Annotated in this window: 16 protein-coding genes; 8 read left to right on the top strand and 8 right to left on the bottom strand. The window is 72.6% G+C overall.

Annotation, left to right across the window (positions count from 1 at the left end; all coding sequences use genetic code 11):
• Positions 1-19: 19 nt before the first annotated feature.
• Together OG392_RS33050 and OG392_RS33045 are read right to left on the bottom strand one after the other, a co-directional pair.
• Entirely contained in the window at positions 20-670 is a 651-nt protein-coding gene (locus tag OG392_RS33050; RefSeq protein ID WP_329285596.1) for a fasciclin domain-containing protein, read from the bottom strand.
• A gap of 153 nt (positions 671-823) precedes the next feature.
• Positions 824-2,410, bottom strand: coding sequence for a molybdopterin-dependent oxidoreductase (locus OG392_RS33045; RefSeq protein WP_329285594.1), 1,587 nt, complete (start codon positions 2,408-2,410; stop codon positions 824-826).
• A gap of 236 nt (positions 2,411-2,646) precedes the next feature.
• Between OG392_RS33045 and OG392_RS33040 the strand changes: the two genes are divergently transcribed.
• From OG392_RS33040 to OG392_RS33025, 4 genes are read left to right on the top strand one after another with little or no spacing between them, the layout of a single operon-like run.
• A complete protein-coding gene (locus tag OG392_RS33040; protein ID WP_329285592.1) occupies positions 2,647-4,074 on the top strand; it encodes a CHAT domain-containing protein in 1,428 nt (475 codons plus the stop codon).
• Positions 4,075-4,110: 36 nt separating this feature from the next.
• The gene (locus OG392_RS33035; RefSeq protein WP_329285590.1) at positions 4,111-4,437 is read left to right on the top strand and encodes a hypothetical protein; all 327 of its coding nucleotides are present in this window, start codon (positions 4,111-4,113) and stop codon (positions 4,435-4,437) included.
• Entirely contained in the window at positions 4,434-5,063 is a 630-nt protein-coding gene (locus tag OG392_RS33030; protein ID WP_329285588.1) for a hypothetical protein, read from the top strand. Before OG392_RS33035 ends, OG392_RS33030 begins: the two co-directional genes overlap by 4 nt.
• An 11-nt stretch (positions 5,064-5,074) precedes the next feature.
• Positions 5,075-6,874 carry a hypothetical protein gene (locus tag OG392_RS33025; protein ID WP_329285586.1) on the top strand — a complete coding sequence of 600 codons (1,800 nt, stop codon included), beginning with the start codon at positions 5,075-5,077 and terminating at the stop codon, positions 6,872-6,874.
• 134 nt (positions 6,875-7,008) lie between these two features.
• On the opposite strand, the gene OG392_RS33020 is transcribed toward OG392_RS33025, so the two are convergent.
• Positions 7,009-8,217 carry a glycosyltransferase gene (locus OG392_RS33020; protein ID WP_443055111.1) on the bottom strand — a complete coding sequence of 403 codons (1,209 nt, stop codon included), beginning with the start codon at positions 8,215-8,217 and terminating at the stop codon, positions 7,009-7,011.
• 257 nt (positions 8,218-8,474) lie between these two features.
• Here OG392_RS33020 and OG392_RS33015 point away from each other — a divergent pair, with 257 nt between their 5' ends.
• A complete protein-coding gene (locus OG392_RS33015; RefSeq protein ID WP_329285582.1) occupies positions 8,475-9,494 on the top strand; it encodes an LLM class flavin-dependent oxidoreductase in 1,020 nt (339 codons plus the stop codon).
• A gap of 36 nt (positions 9,495-9,530) precedes the next feature.
• Positions 9,531-11,891, top strand: coding sequence for an excinuclease ABC subunit UvrA (locus tag OG392_RS33010; protein WP_329285581.1), 2,361 nt, complete (start codon positions 9,531-9,533; stop codon positions 11,889-11,891).
• An 82-nt stretch (positions 11,892-11,973) separates the two neighbouring features.
• Here OG392_RS33010 and melC2 read toward each other — a convergent pair whose 3' ends face one another.
• From melC2 to OG392_RS32985, 5 genes are all read right to left on the bottom strand, one after another.
• Positions 11,974-12,801 carry a tyrosinase MelC2 gene (gene melC2 / locus OG392_RS33005; protein ID WP_329285579.1) on the bottom strand — a complete coding sequence of 276 codons (828 nt, stop codon included), beginning with the start codon at positions 12,799-12,801 and terminating at the stop codon, positions 11,974-11,976.
• Positions 12,802-12,824: 23 nt separating this feature from the next.
• Positions 12,825-13,217 (bottom strand): apotyrosinase chaperone MelC1, encoded by a 393-nt coding sequence (gene melC1 / locus OG392_RS33000; protein ID WP_329285577.1) that lies wholly within the window; start codon positions 13,215-13,217, stop codon positions 12,825-12,827.
• Between the two features lie 292 nt (positions 13,218-13,509).
• The gene (locus OG392_RS32995; RefSeq protein WP_329285576.1) at positions 13,510-14,259 is read right to left on the bottom strand and encodes a succinate dehydrogenase/fumarate reductase iron-sulfur subunit; all 750 of its coding nucleotides are present in this window, start codon (positions 14,257-14,259) and stop codon (positions 13,510-13,512) included.
• Positions 14,256-16,211: a fumarate reductase/succinate dehydrogenase flavoprotein subunit gene (locus OG392_RS32990; protein WP_329285574.1), complete on the bottom strand. Its 1,956-nt coding sequence runs from the start codon at positions 16,209-16,211 to the stop codon at positions 14,256-14,258. The genes OG392_RS32995 and OG392_RS32990 overlap by 4 nt, the downstream gene beginning before the upstream one ends.
• 3 nt (positions 16,212-16,214) lie before the next feature.
• Positions 16,215-16,940, bottom strand: coding sequence for a succinate dehydrogenase (locus OG392_RS32985; protein WP_443054970.1), 726 nt, complete (start codon positions 16,938-16,940; stop codon positions 16,215-16,217).
• Between the two features lie 96 nt (positions 16,941-17,036).
• On the opposite strand from OG392_RS32985, the gene OG392_RS32980 reads away from it, so the two are divergent.
• Both OG392_RS32980 and OG392_RS32975 read left to right on the top strand, forming a co-directional pair.
• Complete coding sequence (locus OG392_RS32980; RefSeq protein WP_329285572.1) at positions 17,037-17,948, top strand: LysR family transcriptional regulator; 912 nt, start codon at positions 17,037-17,039, stop codon at positions 17,946-17,948.
• Between the two features lie 90 nt (positions 17,949-18,038).
• Entirely contained in the window at positions 18,039-20,216 is a 2,178-nt protein-coding gene (locus OG392_RS32975) for a hypothetical protein (protein WP_329285571.1), read from the top strand.
• The last annotated feature ends 15 nt before the right edge of the window (positions 20,217-20,231 follow it).

Below are 20,231 nucleotides of genomic sequence, written 5' to 3'. Positions count from 1 at the left end.
GCGTCTCGGTGCCGGACGGTTACTTGGGCATCAGGACGGTGTCGATGATGTAGACGTCGGCGTTGGCCGTCTTGACGTTCCCGCAGACCACGGCTGCCGTGTTGTTCACCTTGTACGCCTCGCCGGAGCCGGCGGTGGTGACCATGCCCTTCTGCAGGGTCTCGAAGGAGCCGTTCTCCAGCTGCTCGGGGGTGAGCTTCTGACCCACCACGTGGTACGTGAGGATCTTGGTCAGAGTGGCCTTGTCGGCGAGGACCTTGTCCAGGTCGGCCTTGGGGATCTTCGCGAAGGCCGCGTCCGTCGGGGCGAAGACGGTGATGTTCTGCGCGTTGTTGAGCGTGTCGACCAGGCCGGCCTTCTGGACGGCGGCGACCAGCGTGGAGAGCGCCGGGTTGTTCGAGGCCGCGGTGGCGACGGGGTCCTTGGCCATGCCGTCGAAGGAGCCCGCACCCTCCTTGGGAACTCCGGCACAGGCCGGACCGAACGGCTGGTCGTCGGTCATCGCGTCCTCGGTCGGGGTCGCCCCGGTCGTGGCGGAGTCCTGGGTGGCCGTGGTGGGAGCCGCTGCCTTGGTGTCGTCACCGGAGCCGGAGCAGGCCGCCAGCGAGAAGGGCAGGAGGGCGGCGGCCGTGACGGCGATGGCGGTACGGCGGATCTTCGCGCTGTTCATGATCGTTTTCTCCTTGGGTGTGCTGATTCCGGGATGGATTCAGGGTGAGCGGTGCCACCGGTTCGGCCTGTGGGCCGACCAGGTGGTCCGTGGGGACGGGAAGGTCTCAGGGGAGGGGGCTCAGGGGACGGGGCCTCAGGGGACGGGAAGGTCTCAGGGGACGGTGACGAAGACGCTGTGCCACCCGCTCGCCCCGTCGGGGATCGTGCGTGCGCGCTGCTCGGTCTGCGGCCGGCCGGTTCCGTCGGTGGCGCGGACGGTGATGGTGTGTCCGCCGGGGGTGGCCCGCCACGGGTAGGTCCACTGACGCCAGGTGTCGCGGGTGGCTTCGGCGGCGAGATCGGCGTCCTGCCAGGGGCCGTCGTCGACGCGGACCTCGACGCGGGTGATGCCCCGGCGCTGGGCCCAGGCGACGCCGGCGACCATGACGGTTCCGCCCGCGGGACGGGCGAAGGGCTTGGGGGTGTCGATGCGTGCCTGGGTCTTGATCGGTGCCCGCCGCGCCCACTTCCGCTTGACCCAGTAGGCGTCGTAGGCGTCGAACGTGGTGAGCTCGATGTCCTCGATCCACTTGCAGGCGGAGACGTAGCCGTAGAGGCCCGGGACGAGCATGCGGACGGGGAAGCCGTGGTCGAAGGGAAGGGGCTCTCCGTTCATACCGACGGCGAGGAGGGCGTCACGCCCGTCCATGACGTCCTCGACAGGCGATCCGAGGGTCATGCCGTCCACCGAACGTGCGACGAGCTGATCGGCCTCGCCGCCTTCCGAGGGTGGCCTGACACCGCATTCGGCGAGCAGGTCGGCCAGACGTACGCCGAGCCAGCGCGCGGTGCCGACATAGGGCCCGCCGACCTCGTTCGACACACAGGTCAGGGTGATGTCGCGTTCCACGAGCGGTCGGGCGAGGAGGTCCTCGAGGCTGAAGGTACGGGAGCGCGGGACGCCCTTGCCGTGGATGGCGAGCCGCCAGGTGTCCGCGTCGACCTTGGGGACGACGAGGGCGGTGTCGACTCGGTAGAAGTCCTGACGGGACGTGGTGAAGGGGCTGATCCCCGCGACCTTCAGCTGTGCGCCCGCGGGAACGGGAGGTGCGGGCGAGACGGCCGCCGGCAGAACCAGACGGTTCCGGGAGGCGACTGCGCCCTGGCCGCGCCGCACGCCGATGACCCGGCCCAGGACTCCGGACGTGGTGGCCACGGCAGCGGTGGCGGTGGCCGCGGTGAGGAACCCCCGCCTGCTCCAGCCCCGGACGATGCCCTGATCACCGTCCGGGGAGCAGGCGGGGGTGGCTTTGCCCGCTAGGAGGTAGAGCACCGCGGCGCCCGCCACCGCGCCCACGAGAGACGGCAGAACGTCGGTGGCTCCCTCGCTGTCGGGCCTGCTCAGTGCGGCGACGCCGCCGAGAACGCCGAACAGCAGCGCCCCGGCGGCACCCGTCCGCCGGTGGCGCAGTGCGAGGACGCCCAGGAAGGCGGCGAACAGCCCCAGCAGGACGACGATCCCGAGCTGGAGGACGACCTTGTCGTTCTCGCCGAACGTGCGGATCGCGAAGTCCTTCACCGCAGCGGGCGTCAGGTCGATGACCGATCCCCCGACCACGGTGACCGGGCCCGCTGCCGGACGGACGAGCGCGGCTACGAGCTCGGCCACGGTCAGCGCCGTGAAGCCGGCCAGCAGGCCGGCGAGCGCCCCGAGAGAGGTTCGGGTGAGGGTGGTGCGGAAGCTGCTCACACCCGCCATTCGGCGTCACCCACCCGGCGGATGGGTCCGTCACCCGAGAAATCGAGAACGGCGTGGCCCGATGCCACGGCGGCCGGCCTCCCGACGACCTCGTCCCGGGCGGAACGCGTACGCCGCCCACGGTGCCGGTGGTGCCGGTGGTGCCGTTTCCGTGGTCCCTTCAACCGGCCGCCGATGCACCGGACTTCCTGACGCGGACCGCCCCGGCGTCTAGGCTTCGTCGAGGGGGATGCCGTGTGGACGGACGGGAACAGGGGACGACGTCTGCCGTGGACCGGCGGATCGCTCTCACCCGGCGATGGGACGAACTCGTCGAGGAGGTCCGGCGGCTCGGCCGCGCCCAGAACATCCCCCAGCTCGCGGACTTCCTCCGTCCGCCGACGGCCGCCTCGCTGACCGTCGCCGCCCGCGAGGGGGCCGTGGTGGTTCTCAACCTCAGCGACGGGCGGAGCGACGCCATCCTGCTCGTCGGCGACGAGATCCGCTCCCTGCCGCTGCCGCTGCTGGATCCGGTCGACGTCAGGGCCCGGACCACCTCCTACCTGAACTGCCTGACGGCCCTGGAGAAGGCGGGCTGGAACCTGCAGCGCGCGATGGTGCCGTTCGCCCGTGGCGACCGGAAGCGACGCGTGTTCGCGAGGATCGCGAGGGCACGGCTGTCCCTGTCCGACGCTCGCGACGCGGCCGAGCGGGAACTCGCTGGTCTCGCCGTCTGGTTGTGGGACGCGATCGCGCGGCCGGTGCTGGACGACCTGGGGCACCGCGGTCCCGCCGCTCCCGGCGACCCGCTTCCGCGCCTGTGGTGGTGCCCGACGGGGCTGCTCGCCCTGCTGCCGCTGCACGCGGCCGGCCACCACGCCGAGGAGGAGACCGAGGCGTACCCGACCGTCCTCGACCGAGTGGTGTCCTCCTATACGCCGACGGTACGGGCGCTGATCGCGGCCCGTGACGGCACCCCGCGCCCGCACCTCCGCGGCGGGTCGGACTCCGCGGACCTGCTCTTCGTCGCGCCCGAGCCGGAAGGCCTGCCGCACCTGCCCGCCCATGAGGCCGACCGGGACTCCCTCCGGCAGGCGTTCGGCGATCGTCTGACCTCGCTGCGGGGCGAGGAGGCCACCGTCGAGGCGGTACTGGAAGCCCTGAGCCGGCATCCCCGGGCACACTTCAGCAGTCACGCCGCCCAGCGGCTCGACCGGCCCGGAGAGGGAGGGATCGTCCTGCGGGACGGACTCCTGCACGTCCACGACCTCGTCGAGGAGCGCTTCACCGGAGAGTTCGCCTTCCTGTCCGCCTGCCAGACCGCCGTGGGAGGCGTCGGGCTCGCCGACGAGTCGATCACCCTGGCCGCGGCGCTGCACTTCGCCGGTTTCCGGCATGTCATCGGGACGCTCTGGTCCGTGCAGGACAGCGCCGCGTCCGTCATCACCCGGGACTTCTACGCCGCGGGTGCGCGAGAGGCCCGCGTCGCCGGGACGGGTGGCGAGGAAGTCCCCGGGCCCGGGTTCGACCCCGCGGACGCCGCACGGCGTCTCCACCATGCCGTGCGGGCCATGCGTGAACGGGACCGGGTCCGGGCACGACAGCGGCAGGAGCGCCGCGGCGGGACGCGGAGCGATCACCTCCGGCTCACGACCTGGGTGCCCTTCATCCACATCGGCCCCTGAACACACCGTCCCACCAGCAGTCCGGAAGGAAGTGGCGTGTCGACCCCGCTGAGTCACCAACCCGTTCCCTACCAGGAGATCACGGAGCCGTACTACGCCGTCGAGGTGGCGCGGACCCACAGTCTGGACCAGGCCTACGGCGACGACTACGTGCTGATCTGCACATGCCCGCGCTGCGGCGCCGCCCTCGACATCGAGCTCTTCGATCCCGTCTACAAGGCAGCCTCCACCAGCGCCCCGCCGAACCCGAACCCGACCGGCGCACGCGAGGTGCCGGTCAGCTGCGTGTGCCGGAGTGAGCATGACGGCCGCCCCGAGGGCCGGACCGGATGCGGAGCCTACTGGCCCCTGGAGTTGTCGTGAGCGCGCCGCCCCGCATCACGGCCCCGACCGGCCGGGCGAGTCCCCGCGACCTGCTGGCCGCGCAGGAACGGCACCGGCTGGCCCGGGAGGCGCTGCCCAGGATCAGGGCGGCGGCCACCGGCTGGCGCAACGCGGCCGGTGTCCTCATGGCCGGGCTCGTCGGCTTCGGCCTGGTGAAGGGCCGCACCGACGTGGGCCAGCTGGAGCCGGCCTGGGCGGCCGCCGTCGGCTTCCTGCTGCTGGCGGCCCTGGTCTGTGGGGCGTGGGGTGCCTATCTCCTCAACCGCGCGGCCCACGGCCCGCTCGCGACCGTCCCGGCGGGCAGTCGCGCCACCCGGTCGGCGATCGAGCACCGGGAGACCCGGACGGCGCTGCGCGCCATGCGCCGGGGCATCGGACTCGGCCTCGGCTGTGCCTGCCTCCTCGTCGTCGCGGTCGGCACGACCTGGTACGGACCCTCGGCCAAGGGGCCCGCCCTGGAGGTGACCTCCCCCGGCACGGGAACCGTCTGCGGAACGGTGACACGCGTCGCCGAGGGCACGATCTGGCTCAAGAGCGGCGGTACCACGACGCAGATCCCGCTCGCCGGCGTCACCCGCCTGCGCACGGTCGAGGCCTGCCCGTGAACCGTCCACGGATGTTCGACCTGGCGCTGATCAGGAAGCGCCTGGAGGTGTCGTTCCTCATCTTCCGGGTGTGGCGTCCGCTGTTGGGGAGCCTGTTCGAGGCGATCGAGGCGGGAGACCCGGAGGAAGTGCGGGAACTGGCGCAGCGCCTGACCGTCCAGCGCGCGCATCCCTCGGCACCCACGTGGATGCGTGACCTGATGCGCCGCGCGGAAGTGGAGGCACGCACGTCGCTCGCGGCCCTCGCGCGAGAGCCCGATCAGCTAGAACGGGCCGTCGCCATGGGCGAGGCGGCTCTCGCGGCACCGCCCACCTCCTGGGAGGCGGAGGCGCTGGACCGGCTGTCACTGGCCGAGACGCTGGTCGGCCGCTTCGAGCAGCACGCCGAGCCACGGGACATCGACGCGGCGATCGCACACTTCCAGGCCGCCGACGCACTGTGCGAGCGCCGGGAGAGCGCCGACCGGCCACGCCTTCCCTTCCGGGAGGGACTACGGCGCTGGCAGCGGCAGTTCCCACCGCGCAAGCTCGCCCACGACACCGTCCAGTGGCCGCCCATGGACGAGTTCATGCGGGCCCACCTCCTGATCAGGCTCGCCAACGCCTACCACACCCGCTTCCATGCGCTGTGGGCCGTCGAAGACCTCCAGCGAGCCGTGAACGCCTGTGAGCGGGCGGAGGCTCTCAGCCGCACCTGGCTCTGGGCCGTCGCACCGAATTCGTCGGGCTACGGCCGACAGCGCGGCGTCCTGCTCTCCCAACTGGCGGCGGCGCTGGTCAGCCGATACGAACTCCTGCGGGACCCCGCGGACATCGTGCGGGCCGACTGGTGTCTCAAGGACGCGGACCGGCTCATGCCGCGCCGGGACGCGGAGAGCGCGGGGCTGGCGCGCAACCGCGTACACGCCCTGATCCTCCAGGCCGAGGCGCTGTCCCGGCTCCAGGACGTCGACAAGGCGGCGGCCGTCCTCCGTCGCAGGCAACCCCGCGACCCGGGCTGGCTGCCCCAGGTCCAGATCGCCCTGGTGCGATCCGAGATATCGGGATCGGACGAGGGACTCGACGCCGCGGTACGCCTGATCGAGGCACGGCTGGCCGACGCCGAACCGGCGGCGACGCCCGAACTCCTGCGCTGGCTGGGCACGTTGCTCTGGCAGTGGGCCGAGGTCACGGAGTCCCGTCCGTCCCGCCCGGACGCGGCCCCGGACGCGGCCCCGGAGGCGGGGGCGGACCGGGTCGCGGAGACGACGTCGGCGTCCACCTCCCCGTCGGCTCTCGCCCTGTGGCGCGGCTCGGTCGACGCCTGGCGGCGGCTGGCGGCGCTGGAGTCCGTTCCCGCCTGGTACCGGCTGCACGCCGCTTCGATCTGGGCCCGGCTGGGCTGGTGCTCCGGCGCCGGTCCGGCGGAACGGGCCGACGCGGCCGCGCTGGCGGTTCGGCTGCTTCCGACGGCCGCCTGGCGTGGCCTCGGCCGTTTCAGCCAGGAGATGCTCCTGACCGTCGGCGGCGGTGGCCTCGCCACGACGGCGGCGGCGGCCCAACTCGAGTTGGGGCGCCCGGAACAGGCCCTGGAACTACTGGAACTGGGGCGCGGAGTCCTGTGGTCGCAGAAGCTGGACGCCGGTACCGATCTGCGCCTGCTGAGTGAGCACTCCGAGGAACTGGCCGATCGGCTGACGAGCACCCGGCTGCTCCTGGAGAGGACGAGGCCCCCCGCGCCACGCCCCGTCGGCGCCGCCGGGACACGGTTCCGGGGCGCCCGGGCCGCAGGCCCGGAGGATGACGAGTCGTCGGGGGACGACGCCTGGTGACCCCGTGCCCCGCGCCGGACGGGCGTTCCGGCGTCACGGGGGTGAATGGACGTACTCGGACGTTCGCCCGGTGCGGCGAGAGCGTGTGCCAGGCGTCGCGGGGCAGACCGAAGTCTGACGACAGCCCCCGGCGGTCAGGGCGTCAGCCGGGCCAGGGCGGCGACGACCGGCGCGACGCCGTCCTCCGTGGACAGGCGGTCCGCCAGGGCGCGGGCACGTGCGCGGTGGTGGTCGTCCGCCGTCGCGCGGCGCAGAGCCTCGGCCAGGGCCCCGGAGGTCAGCCGGCGCAGTGGCAGCGCCACGGGAGCGGTACCGAGCGCGGTCAGCCGGGACGCCCAGAACGCCGCGTCGAACTGGACCGGCACCGGGACGCTGGGCACCCCGGCCCGCAGGACGGCGCCGGTCGTGCCCGCTCCCGCGTGGTGGACGACCGCGGCCGTCCGGGGGAACAGCAGGGAGTGCGGCACCTCGTCGACGGTCAGGATGTCGTCGCTCCCCGCGTCCAGTCCCGCCCAGCCCCGCTGGACGATCCCGCGCACCCGCGCCGAGCGGAGCGCGGTGACGATCTCGCGGCTGACCCGCTCGGGATCGGGGACGGTGGCGCTGCCCAGCCCGACGAAGACCGGTGGGGGCCCGGCGGCGAGGAAGTCCTCCAGTTCCCGGGAGAGCCGCCCGGTCTCGTGGGGCCACCAGTAGCCGGCCACCTCCAGGCCGGCGGACCAGTCCCGGGGCCGGGGGACGACCAGCTCGCTGTAGCCGTGCAGCACCGTTCGCGCGCGGCCGCCCCGAGGCGGGCGGGCCGTCGCGAGCCCGTGGCGCCGCAGCGACCGGACGGCGTCGGAGAGCAGCAGCTCCACCGTCGTCATGATCGCCCGTCCGCTCAGGCGGTTCCCCACCCTGCCGAGGGACCGTGTCCCCAGGACGGGGGCGGGAAACTCCCCGGTCGGATGCAGCGGCTGGAGGTGCAGCCCCAGGGCGGGCACGGACAGGCCCTCGGCGATGGCGTACCCGAGCGGCCCCAGCGCCCCGCCGACCAGCAGGACCTCGCCCTCGCGCGCCGCCTCCACCAGGGCGGCCGTCATCTCGTCGGCCGCTCCCCGGGCCATGGACGCCAGCCGTACGAGTTTTCCCGCGCCGGTCCTCGCGTCGTGCAGCCGCCGGCCCCGCGGGGAGTGCAACTCGGCTCGGGGGTCCACCGGCAGCGGACGGAACCGTACGCCCGACCCTGCCACCAGCGGCTCGAACACGCCGTGCGCGGCCAACGTCACCTCGTGCCCGGCCCGTACGAGGCCGGCACCCAGACCCGTGTACGGCGCGATGTCGCCCCGCGATCCCGCCGTCATCATCACGATGCGCACGCCGCCAGTGTGCCCCACCCCGGTCCGGGACCACAGCAGACCCGCACGTGCGGCGGCACGGGTCGGCGGATGTGGCCTGAATGACCCCTGGCCGGATCGGGTCGGACTCCGGGCGGAGCCGTAGCCCCCGTGATCACCGGACGGCTGTCCGCCTGTCCTGCCGACGGACGAGGAACCGCAGGCAGCGGGCGTTCCGGAGCGCGTCAGGGGAATCCCTCCCCACCCCGAGCGTTGAACCCCCTGTGAGCACTTTTCCCGGCGACGTCCGTTTCTCCGTCCTCGACCGCTCCCGTACCCGGGAGGGCGAGGACGCGCCCCAGGCGCTGCGCGACACCGTGCGCCTCGCCCAGGAGGTGGAGGCCCTCGGCTACCACCGGTTCTGGGTGTCGGAGCACCACAGCGTGCCCGGGGTCGCCGGTTCGGCTCCGACGGTCCTCGCCGCCGCCGTGGCTGCCGCGACGACGGGCATCCGGGTCGGCACGGGCGGGGTGATGCTTCCCAATCACCAACCCCTGGTCGTGGCGGAGCAGTTCGGTGTCCTCGAGTCCCTCTTCCCCGGCCGGATCGACATGGGTGTCGGCCGCTCGGTCGGCTTCACCGACGGCATCCGCCGGGCGCTCGGGCGGGACAAGGACGACGCCGACCGCTTCGGGGAGCAGCTCGGCGAGCTGCTCGGCTGGTTCACCGGCGAGCAGACCGCCCACCCGCAGGTGCACGCCCGGCCCGCCGAGGGGCTGCGGGTGCCTCCCTTCGTCCTGGCGACCGGCGAGGGCGCGTCGATCGCCGCGGCTGTCGGACTGCCGCTGGTGATCGGCGACCTCCGCGGCCGTGAGCGGCTGCTCGGCGCCGTCGAGACGTATCGTTCGGCCTTCCGCCCCTCGTCGTGGTCCGCGGAGCCGTACGTGGTGATCGCCGGAACGGTCGCGGTGGCCGGGACCGAGGCGGAGGCCCGGCGGCTGCTGATGCCGGAGGCCTGGTCGCTCGCCCATTCCCGGACGCGGGGCGTCTTCCCGCCGCTCGTCGGGCCCGAGGCGATCGAGCGGCTCACGATGACGGAGAGGCAGCGCGGATTCTACGAGTCGGGGCTGAGCGGCCATGTGCACGGCACGGAGGAGCAGGTCGCGGGGGCGCTGGAGACGGCGGTGAAGGAGACCGGCGCGCAGGAGGTGCTCGTCACGACCAGCACGTACGACAGGGCTGCGCTGAGAGAGTCGTACCGGAGGCTCGCGAGGGCGGTCGGCCTCACCCCGGGGGCTCCCTGACCAGGCCGGAAGCAGCCGCATGGCTAAAATCACGTTATGCCCGAAAGTCACCATGATCCGTACGTCCGCGTCCGCGGGGCCCGCGAGCACAACCTCGCCGTGGTGGATGTCGACATCCCCCGCGACGCGCTCGTCGCCTTCACCGGGGTCTCCGGATCCGGGAAGTCGTCCCTGGCCTTCGGCACGATCTACGCGGAGGCCCAGCGGCGCTACTTCGAGTCGGTGGCACCGTACGCGCGGCGGCTGATCCATCAGGTGGGGGCTCCCGCGGTCGGGGAGATCACCGGGCTGCCGCCGGCGGTCTCCCTGGAGCAGCGCCGGTCCTCCCCGAACGCCCGCTCCTCCGTCGGTACGGTCACCACCCTCTCCAACTCCCTCCGCATGCTGTTCTCCCGGGCGGGCCGCTATCCGGAGGGTGCGGAGCGGCTCGACTCCGACGCCTTCTCCCCCAACACGGCGGCGGGCGCGTGCCCTTCGTGCCACGGGCTCGGCCGCGTCCACGACACGAGCGAGGAACTCCTCGTACCCGAACCGGAGCTGTCGATCCGTCAGGGAGCCATCGCCGCCTGGCCGGGTGCCTGGCAGGGGAAGAACCTGAGGGACGTCCTCGACACACTGGGGTACGACGTCGACCGGCCGTGGCGCGAGCTCGACGCGAAGGACCGGGAATGGATCCTCTTCACGGACGACCAACCGGTCGTCACGGTCCATCCCGTGCGGGACGCCGACCGCATCCAACGCCCCTACCAGGGCACCTACACGAGCGCCCGGCACTACGTCCTGCGGACCTTCTCCGACTCGAAGAGCCCGACGCTGCGGGCGAAGGCCGAGCGCTTCCTCACCAGCGAGCCCTGCCCGGCCTGCGGCGGCGGGCGGCTGCGGCCGGAGGCTCTCGCGGTGACATTCGCGGGCCGGACGATCGCCGACGTGGCGTCGCTGCCGCTGACGGCCCTGGCCGGGCTGCTCGCGGCGACGGCGGAGGAGGACGGGGAGACCGCGCGTGTCCTGACCGAGGACCTCGTCGCGCGGATCGCGACCGTGACCGAGCTGGGTCTCGGCTATCTCAGCCTGGACCGCGCCACCCCCACCCTCTCCAACGGAGAACTCCAGCGGCTGCGGCTCGCCACCCAGCTGCGCTCGGGGCTCTTCGGCGTGGTCTACATCCTGGACGAGCCCTCCGCCGGCCTGCACCCGGCCGACACCGAGGCCCTCCTCGTGGTGCTCGACCGGCTCAAGGCCGCCGGGAACTCCGTCTTCGTCGTCGAGCACCACCTCGATGTGATCCGGCACGCCGACTGGCTCGTGGACGTCGGCCCGCTGGCCGGGGTGCACGGCGGGCGGGTCCTGCACAGCGGGCCGCCGGGCGGGCTCGCCGAGGTGGAGGCGTCCGCGACCCGGCGCTTCCTCTTCGACCGTGAGCCGGGACCCGCGCGGGAGGTGCGTGCACCGGCCGGGTGGCTGCGGACGGGGCCGGTGACCCGGCACAACCTGCGGTCGGTGGACGCGGCCTTCCCCGTCGGGGTGCTGACCGCGGTCACCGGCGTCTCGGGCTCCGGGAAGTCGACCCTGGTGGGCGCGCTCACCGAGGAGCTCTCGGGGGTGGACCGCCTGGTGACGGTGGATCAGCGGCCGATCGGGCGCACCCCTCGCTCCAACCTGGCCACGTACACGGGCCTGTTCGACGTGGTGCGGAAGCTGTTCACGGAGACCGATGAGGCGCGGGTGCGCGGCTACAAGGCGGGCCGCTTCTCCTTCAACGTGCCGGGGGGCCGGTGCGAGACCTGCCAGGGCGAGGGGTTCGTCTCCGTCGAGCTGCTCTTCCTGCCCAGTACGTACGCGCCCTGCCCCGACTGCCACGGAGCCCGCTACAACCCCGAGACGCTCCAGGTGCGGCTGCGGGGCCTCACCATCGCCGGGGTGCTCGACCTCACCGTCGAGTCCGCCGCCGTGTTCTTCGAGGACACGCCGGCCGCGGCGCGGAGCCTGCGCACCCTGCTCGACGTCGGCCTCGGCTATCTGCGGCTCGGGCAGCCCGCGACGGAGCTGTCCGGCGGTGAGGCGCAGCGCATCAAGCTCGCGTCCGAGCTCCAGCGGCCGCACCGCTCCCCCACGCTGTACGTCCTGGACGAGCCGACGACGGGCCTGCACCCGGCCGACGTCGAGGTCCTGATGCGGCAGCTCCACGGTCTCGTGGACGCCGGTCACTCGGTGATCGTCGTCGAGCACGACATGGACGTGGTCGCGACCGCGGACTGGGTGGTCGACCTCGGACCGGGGGGTGGTGACGAGGGCGGCCGGATCGTGGCCGCGGGTCCCCCGGACCGGGTGGCGCGGGCGGCGGACAGCCGCACCGCGCCGTATCTGCTCCGGGCCCTGGAACCCGCGGGACGGAACTGAGATCCGTCCCGCGGGATCAGGATCGCCGCGCCGAGCCTGTCGCGACGGTGCCGGACGCCGTGCCGACCGTTCCCTGGCGGCGTCAGGCCGCCGTGTCGAAGGTGTAGTGGCGGGTGTGGTCCAGCATGTCCGCCGGGGTCACGTCGTTCCACGGCCGCATGGTGTCGCCCAGGTCGACGACGTTGGCCGTGCCCGCGGCCGGCAGGTACGGGGACCGGGGGTGGCGGGCCTGCCAGTCGGCCCACAGCTTGTCGATGAAGGCGTGGTGCAGCCAGAACACCGGGTCGTTCGGGGAGACTCCGGTGCCCATCTGGCCGCCGACCCAGACGTGGACACGGTTGTGGAGATTCACCCCGCGCCACCCTTCGAGGTGGTTGCGGAAGCCGTCCGACGAGCTGTTCCACGGGGCCGTGTCGTAGGTCTCCATGGCGAGGACGGAGTCCACCTCGGCGCGGGTGGGGAGCTGGCGGCCGCCGGCGCCGAGGTCGCGCCGGAGGTAGTCGCGGCCGTCGACGCGGACGGTGATCGTCCAGCGGTTGCCGCTGCGGGCGAACGCGCCGTCGAGCACCTGGCCGTCGCGGGCGCGCCCGGTGCCGCCGAGGAAGTCGGGCGCCCAGAGGGAGGAGCGGGAGGTGCGGTCGGCCGTCCAGTCCCAGTAGGGGAGGTTGACCGTCGGGTCGACGGACTGCAGCGCCTGCTCGAACTCTATGAGGAAGCGCCGGTGCCAGGGCAGGAACGACGGCGAACGGTGGCCGACGCGGTCGCCGCTGTCGGTGTCGCTCATGATGAAGGCGTTGTGCGTGGTGACGAAGGTGTCGTACCGCCCGGAGCGCTTGAGCTCCAGGAGGGCGGCGACGAAGCGCCGCTTCTCGTCGGCGGTGAGGGAGGCCTGGTTCTTGCGTACGGTCATGACGGGTGCCGCTCCTGGATCGATCAGCCGAGGGTGAGGGGTACGAGCGGGGCGCCCTGGAGTTCACGGACGGCCGCGCGGGCCAGCGACTTGGGCGTGGCGACGGGCTCGTAGTGGTTGATCACGCTGATCCAGGTGCCGTCGGCGTTCTGCATGACGTGCAGTTCCTCGCCGTCGATCGTCACGGAGTAACCGCCTCCGTGGTGTCCCCCGTGGTGACCTCCGCCGTGCGCGGGCCCGCCCTTGATGCGGCGGCCCTGGTAGACCTCGTCGAAGGACGCCGGGGCCGGGCCGGCCGCGGGAGCGGTGGCCCGGGGAGCGTCGGCGGCGGCGGCCCCTGCCAGGGCGAGGCCCGCGGCGGCCCCTGCGGCCCCGGCCGCGACGCCGAGAACCCGGCGGCGGGTGATGCTGGACATGAAACCCCCAAATGGTCTGTGCGACCGGGGGTTTGGTCATATGCCCCCGGCAGTGCTCATCAGTACCCGGGGGTGGCGGCGGCGCGGAAATCGCGGCCGGAGGGTTGGCCAGGAAGTAGCCAACTTGTCACACTATGTACAGGATTGAACGGAGTTGATCTTGCCGTCCGGGCAGCCGAAAGCACCCCGGAGAGAAGATCTTACGGAGAAAGTGATCTTCTCGTGAAGGATCTTTCGCTTCGGGGTACTCGGTGTGGCGGAGCCCACGCCGGGAGACTGTCCGGATCCGGCCTCAGCCGCGACCCACCTTCCGCCGCGCCCGCAGCCACTCCTTGTTCATGGCGGAGATCGACGGCAGCGGGATCCCCTTCGGGCAGGCCGTCGCGCACTCGCCGGTCAGGGTGCAGCCGCCGAAGCCCTCCGCGTCCATCTGGGCCACCATGTCGAGGACCCGGGTCTCGCGTTCCGGGGATCCCTGGGGCAGCACGTTCAGGTGGTTGACCTTGGCGGAGGTGAAGAGCATCGCCGAGCCGTTGGGACAGGCCGCCACGCACGCGCCGCAGCCGATGCACTCGGCGTGCTCGAAGGCGGAGTCCGCGTCCGCCTTGGGGACGGGGGTCGCGTGCGCCTCGGGGGCCGCGCCCGTGGGGGCGGAGATGTAGCCGCCTGCCTGGATGACCCGGTCGAAGGCGGAGCGGTCGACGACCAGGTCCTTGACGACGGGGAAGGCGGAGGCGCGCCAGGGCTCGACGTCGATCGTGTCGCCGTCGCGGAACGACCGCATGTGGAGCTGGCAGGTCGTGGTCCGCTCCGGCCCGTGCGCCTCGCCGTCGATGACGAGGCTGCACGCGCCGCAGATCCCCTCACGGCAGTCGTGGTCGAAGGCCACGGGGTCCTCGCCGCGCAGGATGAGGTCCTCGTTGAGGGTGTCGAGCATCTCCAGGAACGACATGTCGGCGGAGATTCCGTCCACGTCGTAGGTGGACATCGCGCCGGGGGTGTCGGCGTTCCGCTGGCGCCAGACGCGCAGGGTGAGCCTCATGCGTAGCTCCGCTGGGTGGGGTGGACGTACTCGAAGGTGAGGTCCTCCTTGTGGAGGACCGGGGCCGTGCCGGTGCCGCCGAACTCCCAGGCCGCCGCGTACGCGAACTCCTCGTCGTGTCGGGCGGCTTCGCCGTCGGGCGTCTGGGACTCCTCGCGGAAGTGGCCGCCGCAGGACTCGGCACGGTGGAGCGCGTCGAGGCACATGAGCTCGGCGAGCTCCAGATAGTCGACGACGCGGTTGGCCTTCTCCAGCGACTGGTTGAACTCCTGACCCGTTCCGGGAACCTTGACGCGGCTCCAGAACTCCTCCCGGATCTCCGGGATGCGGGCCAGCGCGGTGCGCAGACCCGCTTCCGTCCGGGCCATCCCGCAGTACTCCCACATGAGTTCGCCGAGTTCGCGGTGGAAGGAGTCGGGGGTGCGGTCGCCGTCGACGGCCAGGAGGAGGTTCAGCCGGTCCTCGGTCTCGGCGAGCACCTCCTTCACGGCCGGGTGTTCGTCGGTGACCGGCTCCGTGTGGGGGTGCCGGGCGAGGTAGTCGTTGATGGTGGCCGGGAGGACGAAGTAGCCGTCGGCGAGGCCCTGCATGAGGGCGGAGGCGCCGAGCCGGTTGGCCCCGTGGTCGGAGAAGTTGGCCTCGCCGATGGCGAAGAGGCCGGGGACGGTGGTCTGGAGGTCGTAGTCGACCCAGAGCCCGCCCATCGTGTAGTGGACGGCGGGGTAGATCCGCATGGGGGCCTCGTACGGGTTCTCCGCGGTGATCCGCGCGTACATGTCGAAGAGGTTGCCGTACCTCTCCTCGACGGCGGCCCGGCCCATGCGGCGGATCGCGTCGGCGAAGTCGAGGTAGACGCCCTGTCCGCCGGGGCCGACGCCGCGGCCCTCGTCGCAGACGTTCTTCGCGGCGCGGGAGGCGATGTCACGCGGGACGAGGTTGCCGAAGGAGGGGTAGATCCGTTCCAGGTAGTAGTCGCGCTCGTCCTCGGGGATGTCCGCGGCCGCGCGGGTGTCGCCCTTGGCCTTGGGGACCCAGATGCGGCCGTCGTTGCGGAGCGACTCGCTCATCAGGGTCAGCTTGGACTGGTGGTCACCGGTGCGCGGGATGCAGGTGGGGTGGATCTGGGTGAAGCAGGGGTTGGCGAAGTACGCGCCGCGCCGGTGGGCCCGCCAGACGGCGGTGGCGTTGGAGTTCATGGCGTTCGTCGACAGGTAGAAGACGTTGCCGTAGCCGCCGCTGGCGAGGACCACCGCGTCCGCGTAGTGGGTGGAGATCTCGCCGGTGACCAGGTCGCGGGCGACGATGCCGCGGGCCCGCCCGTCGACGACGACGAGGTCGAGCATCTCGGTACGGGCGTGCATCTCGACGCCGCCGGCGGCGATCTGCCGGGACAGCGCCTGATAGGCGCCGAGGAGCAGCTGCTGGCCGGTCTGGCCGCGGGCGTAGAAGGTACGGGAGACCTGGACGCCGCCGAAGGAGCGGGTGTCGAGGAGGCCGCCGTACTCGCGGGCGAAGGGGACGCCCTGGGCGACGCACTGGTCGATGATCTCGACGGAGATCTGGGCGAGCCGGTGGACGTTGGACTCGCGGGCGCGGAAGTCGCCGCCCTTGACGGTGTCGTAGAACAGCCGGTGGATCGAGTCGCCGTCGTTGCGGTAGTTCTTGGCCGCGTTGATGCCGCCCTGGGCCGCGATGGAGTGGGCGCGGCGCGGGGAGTCCTGGAAGCAGAACTGGACGACGTGGTAGCCCTGTTCGGCGAGGGTGGCGCCGGCGGAGCCGCCGGCCAGGCCGGTGCCGACCACGATGACGCGGTGCTTGCGCCGGTTGGCGGGGTTGACCAGCTTGGCCTGGAAGCGGCGGGTGTCCCACCGCTCGGCGACGGGTCCGGCGGGGGCCTTCGTGTCGGTGATCGGCTCACCGGTGACGTAGGCCGCGAATTCGGTGGAGTTCATGGGTCAGCTCACCACTCCGGTCATGACGGCGACGGGGACGGAGACGAATCCCGCGGTCAGGACGAACGCGAGGGTGTTGGCGAGGCCGCGCAGGAGACGCTCGCGGCGGGCGCTGCCGACGCCGAGGGTCTGGGCGGCGCTCCAGAAGCCGTGCCGGACGTGGAGGCCCACGGCGAGCATGGCGACGATGTAGATGACGTTGCCGTACCAGGTGGAGAAGGTGTCGACGACGTTCTGGTAGGGCTTGCCCTCCTCGAAGCCGCCGGGGTGGACGGTGCCGGTGGTCAGGTCGAGGACGTGCCAGACGATGAAGAGCGCGAGGATGATCCCGCCCCAGCGCATGGTGCGGGTGGCGTACGAGGAGCGCTTGCGGCGGTGGACGTACGCGGTGGGGCGGGCCCTCACGTCACGGCGGCTGAGCTGGTACGCGGAGACGGCGTGGGCCACGACGGCGGCGAGGAGCACGATCCGGACGATCCAGAGGGCCCACTCGTGGTGCAGGACGGGGGCGCCCATGACCCGCAGCCAGTGGCCGTAGGCGTTGAACTCCTCGGGGCCGAAGAAGACCTTCAGGTTGCCGGCGACATGGGCGACGAGATAGCCGAGCATGAGCAGCCCGCTGACTGCCATGACCGTCTTCTTGCCGAGGGTCGACGACAGGAATCCGCGTGACGGTGTGGGGGACGGCGGGCGGCCCGTCGTCCGGTCCCTCGTGGGTGCCAGAGCCATGCGTACGACGGTAGGGCCGAAGGACCCGAGAGGTCCAAGACATGGTCCGGCTGATCTCGATAGGCCTTCCCTATGCATCTCGCCTACCCTGTGACCATGCAGTTCCAGCAGCTCCTCTACTTCGTCGCCGTGGCCGAGACCCGTCACTTCACCCGGGCCGCCGAGCGCGTCCATGTCTCACAGCCCTCGCTCTCCCAGCAGATCAAGGCCCTGGAACAGGAGTTGGGCGCCGAACTGTTCAGCCGCGCACGGGGCAACATCACGCTCACCGACGCGGGCGAGGCCCTGCTGCCGCTCGCCCGCCGGATCCTCGCCGACACGGAGACCGCCCGGATCGAGGTGCAGGAGCTGGCCCAGCTCAAGCGGGGCCGGGTGCGGCTCGGCGCGACCCCGAGCCTGTGCACGGGGCTGCTGCCGGACGTGCTGCGCGCCTTCCACGACCTGCACCCGGGGATCGAGCTCCTCATCGAGGAGGGCGGCTCGCACGATCTCGTACGGGAGCTGGCCCGCGGTGCCCTCGACCTGGCCCTGGTGGTGCTGCCGCTGCCGAGCCCGTCACCGGCCCTGACGACGGTGGAGCTGCTCCGGGAGGACCTGGTGGTCGTCTCCTCGGCCTCGGCCCCCGCGCCGCGCCGCCCGGTGCGGATCACCGACCTGCGGGACCAGCCTCTCGTGATGTTCCGGCACGGCTACGACCTGCGGGAACTGACCGTGGCGGCCTGCCGGGCGGAGGGCTTCGAGCCGTCGTTCACCGTCGAGGGCGGTGAGCTGGACGCGGTCCTCGGCTTCGTACGGGCCGGGCTCGGGCTGGCGGTCGTCCCCGCGATGGTGGCGGCGCGGGCGGGCCGGGATCTCCGCGTGACCGCCCTGGCCCGGCCGGGCCTGCGCCGGACCATCGCCCTGGCGCACCGGAGCGACGTGGCGCCGCCGAGGGCGGCGCGCGAGCTCCAGCGGATGCTGCTGGCCTCCCGGCGGGGCGCGCCCGACCGGGCGGTGGTGACCGGCTGAGGGGCCCCACCGCCCGAACCGTCCCGCCGCCCCTCCCGCACCCCGTAAATCCGCGTGCGACGGGCCGTGGGCGGCTGCGAGCATGCCCTCATGGTCCACGCTCTCGAACACCTGGTCGTCCGGCACTCCCGTCGTCTCCCCTGCCCCACCGGACCGGCCGGGAACGGGAACGCCGCCACGCGCAGGTTCGACGCGGCCCTCATGACCGCCGGGTTCAAGCTGTCGGGCGAGCTGGTCGAGCGTCTGTCGGGGCTGGCCGGTCCGACGGTCGTCGAGACCGCCGTCCGCACCCTCGCGACCGTCCGTGAACTCGTCGGCGACCACGTCCGGCACAACGTGTACTTCGTCGACTTCCCGCACAACGTGCCGGACACGCTCGACTTCTGGCAGCGGTGCGTGGCCGAGGCGCTCGCCGACGGCGACACCCGCGCCGGGACGATCGACCAGCTGCGCGCCGGGGTCCTCGACCTCCTGACGCTCCCGTCGTACGGCCGCTACCGGCACACGTACGAGGAGATGCTCGCCGTCCACGACGAGCTGATCACGGCGGCCGGCGACCGGCTGACCGTGCTGCACCTCGGCGCGGACGCGGACACCGAGGTCAGCGCGCTCTACCTCGCCCTGGCCGGCAGCACGACCCCCCTCGGCGAGGAGCATCTGCGTGATCTGGCCGTGCTCGCCGAGCACTGCGCGGACGGCCCCCAGCCCGAGACGATCACGGTCCGTGAGAACCGCGCCGTCGTCAACCGCGCCCGGCTGCGGGTCGGTGCCACGCCGCTGCTCGACACCGTGACCGACGTCCTGCGGCTGGCCTGCGCCCTCGCGGACGGCGATGTCACCCTGCGCGAGCCCACCCGTTTCCGCGCGCTGTCCCGCACGTACCGCCGTGCCCTGCTCGCGGGTCTCGACGCGGTGGTGGCCGCGTCCCCGGCGAAGCTGTCGGACGTGTCCGCGCACGGGGAGGCGTGGAAGCGCCTCGGGGAGCGGCTGCATCCCCACGAGTACCCGCACTGGCCCCATGCCGCAGAGGTGTTCGCCGTCGCCCGGGGCGAGCGGAAGGCGCCGTCGCTCGACAGCCGGGTGGAGGAGCTGCTGGTACGGGACGAGGTCGCGGGCGCGGCCGAGCTGCTGGCCGCCGCGGCCCCCGGCCGGCTGTTCCGGGCCCTGGACCGGCTGCTGCGCGGCGCGGCGGAGGGCAAGGAGCGGGAGGCGGTCCTCGCGGCCGTCGAGCGCGCCGCGCCGCAGGTGTCGGGCCGGGTCGTCCTCTCGGTGCGCGAACACCTGCAGAACCGCGTGGGCGACAGCGGCGGGGAGCGCCGGGTGTTCGTGAACCGGGAGGGCAAGGCCTGGGTCACCGGCGACACACGTGCCCCTCTCGTGGACTCCGACCGCGAGCGGCTCATCGCGGTGCTCGACGCCGAGACCCGGCGCCGACTCCCCTTCCACGGGCGCGTGTTGATCGACCCGGACATCCTGCGGGTGGCCCTGCCGTTGAGCGGCCGGGCGGCCTCGGCCGGGCTCGGCGTCCTGCCGCGCGGCTCGGTCTCGCTGGTCGAGGGGGAGCTGCTGCGCTTCTTCACGTACTGGCGGGAGGCGCGCCACACGACCGACCTCGACCTGTCGGCGGTCGTCCTGGACGAGGACTACGCGACGGTGAGCTGGCTGTCGTACACCGCCCTGACCGACGTCGAGGGCCGGCACTCCGGTGACATCACCGAAGCGCCGGACGGAGCCTCGGAGTTCATCGATCTGCGGCTCGGCGCGGTACGGGGCACGTTCGTCGTCCCGCAGGTGCACGTCTTCTCGGGTGAGGGCTTCGACCAGGTGGCGGAGGGCTTCTTCGGCTTCATGCTGCGCGAGTCCGAGCAGCGGGGCCGGCCGTTCGAGCCGCGTACGGTGCGGATGAAGTCGGATCTGCGCGGCCCCGGGCGGGTGGCGCTGCCGCTCGCCTTCCGGCGGGATGCGGACGGCCGCTGGCACGCGCACTGGCTGCACCTGTACCTGAGGGGCGCGCCGTCGGGGAACCGCGTCGAGGAGCACCGGGTGTCGATCGCGGTGCTGCTGCGCGGCCTGATGGGGCGCACGTCCCTGACGGTGGCTCATCTCGTCTCGCTGATGGAGCGGTCCGGGGCGGAGACGACGCTGTGGGACGGCGGCACGGTGCCGGACGTCCCGGTCACGTACATCGGTCTGGAGCGGCCGGACGGACTCGCCCCCGGCTCGCGGGTGTTCACCCCGGAAAATCTGCGCGACCTGCTGCCCGCCTGAGTGCTACGGTCGTTC

The sequence above is a fragment of the Streptomyces sp. NBC_00691 genome (genome assembly GCF_036226665.1).
Taxonomy (GTDB): Bacteria; Actinomycetota; Actinomycetes; order Streptomycetales; family Streptomycetaceae; genus Streptomyces.
The sequence above is the reverse complement of the archived record's forward strand: the minus strand, read 5'-3'. Positions and strand labels throughout refer to the sequence as shown.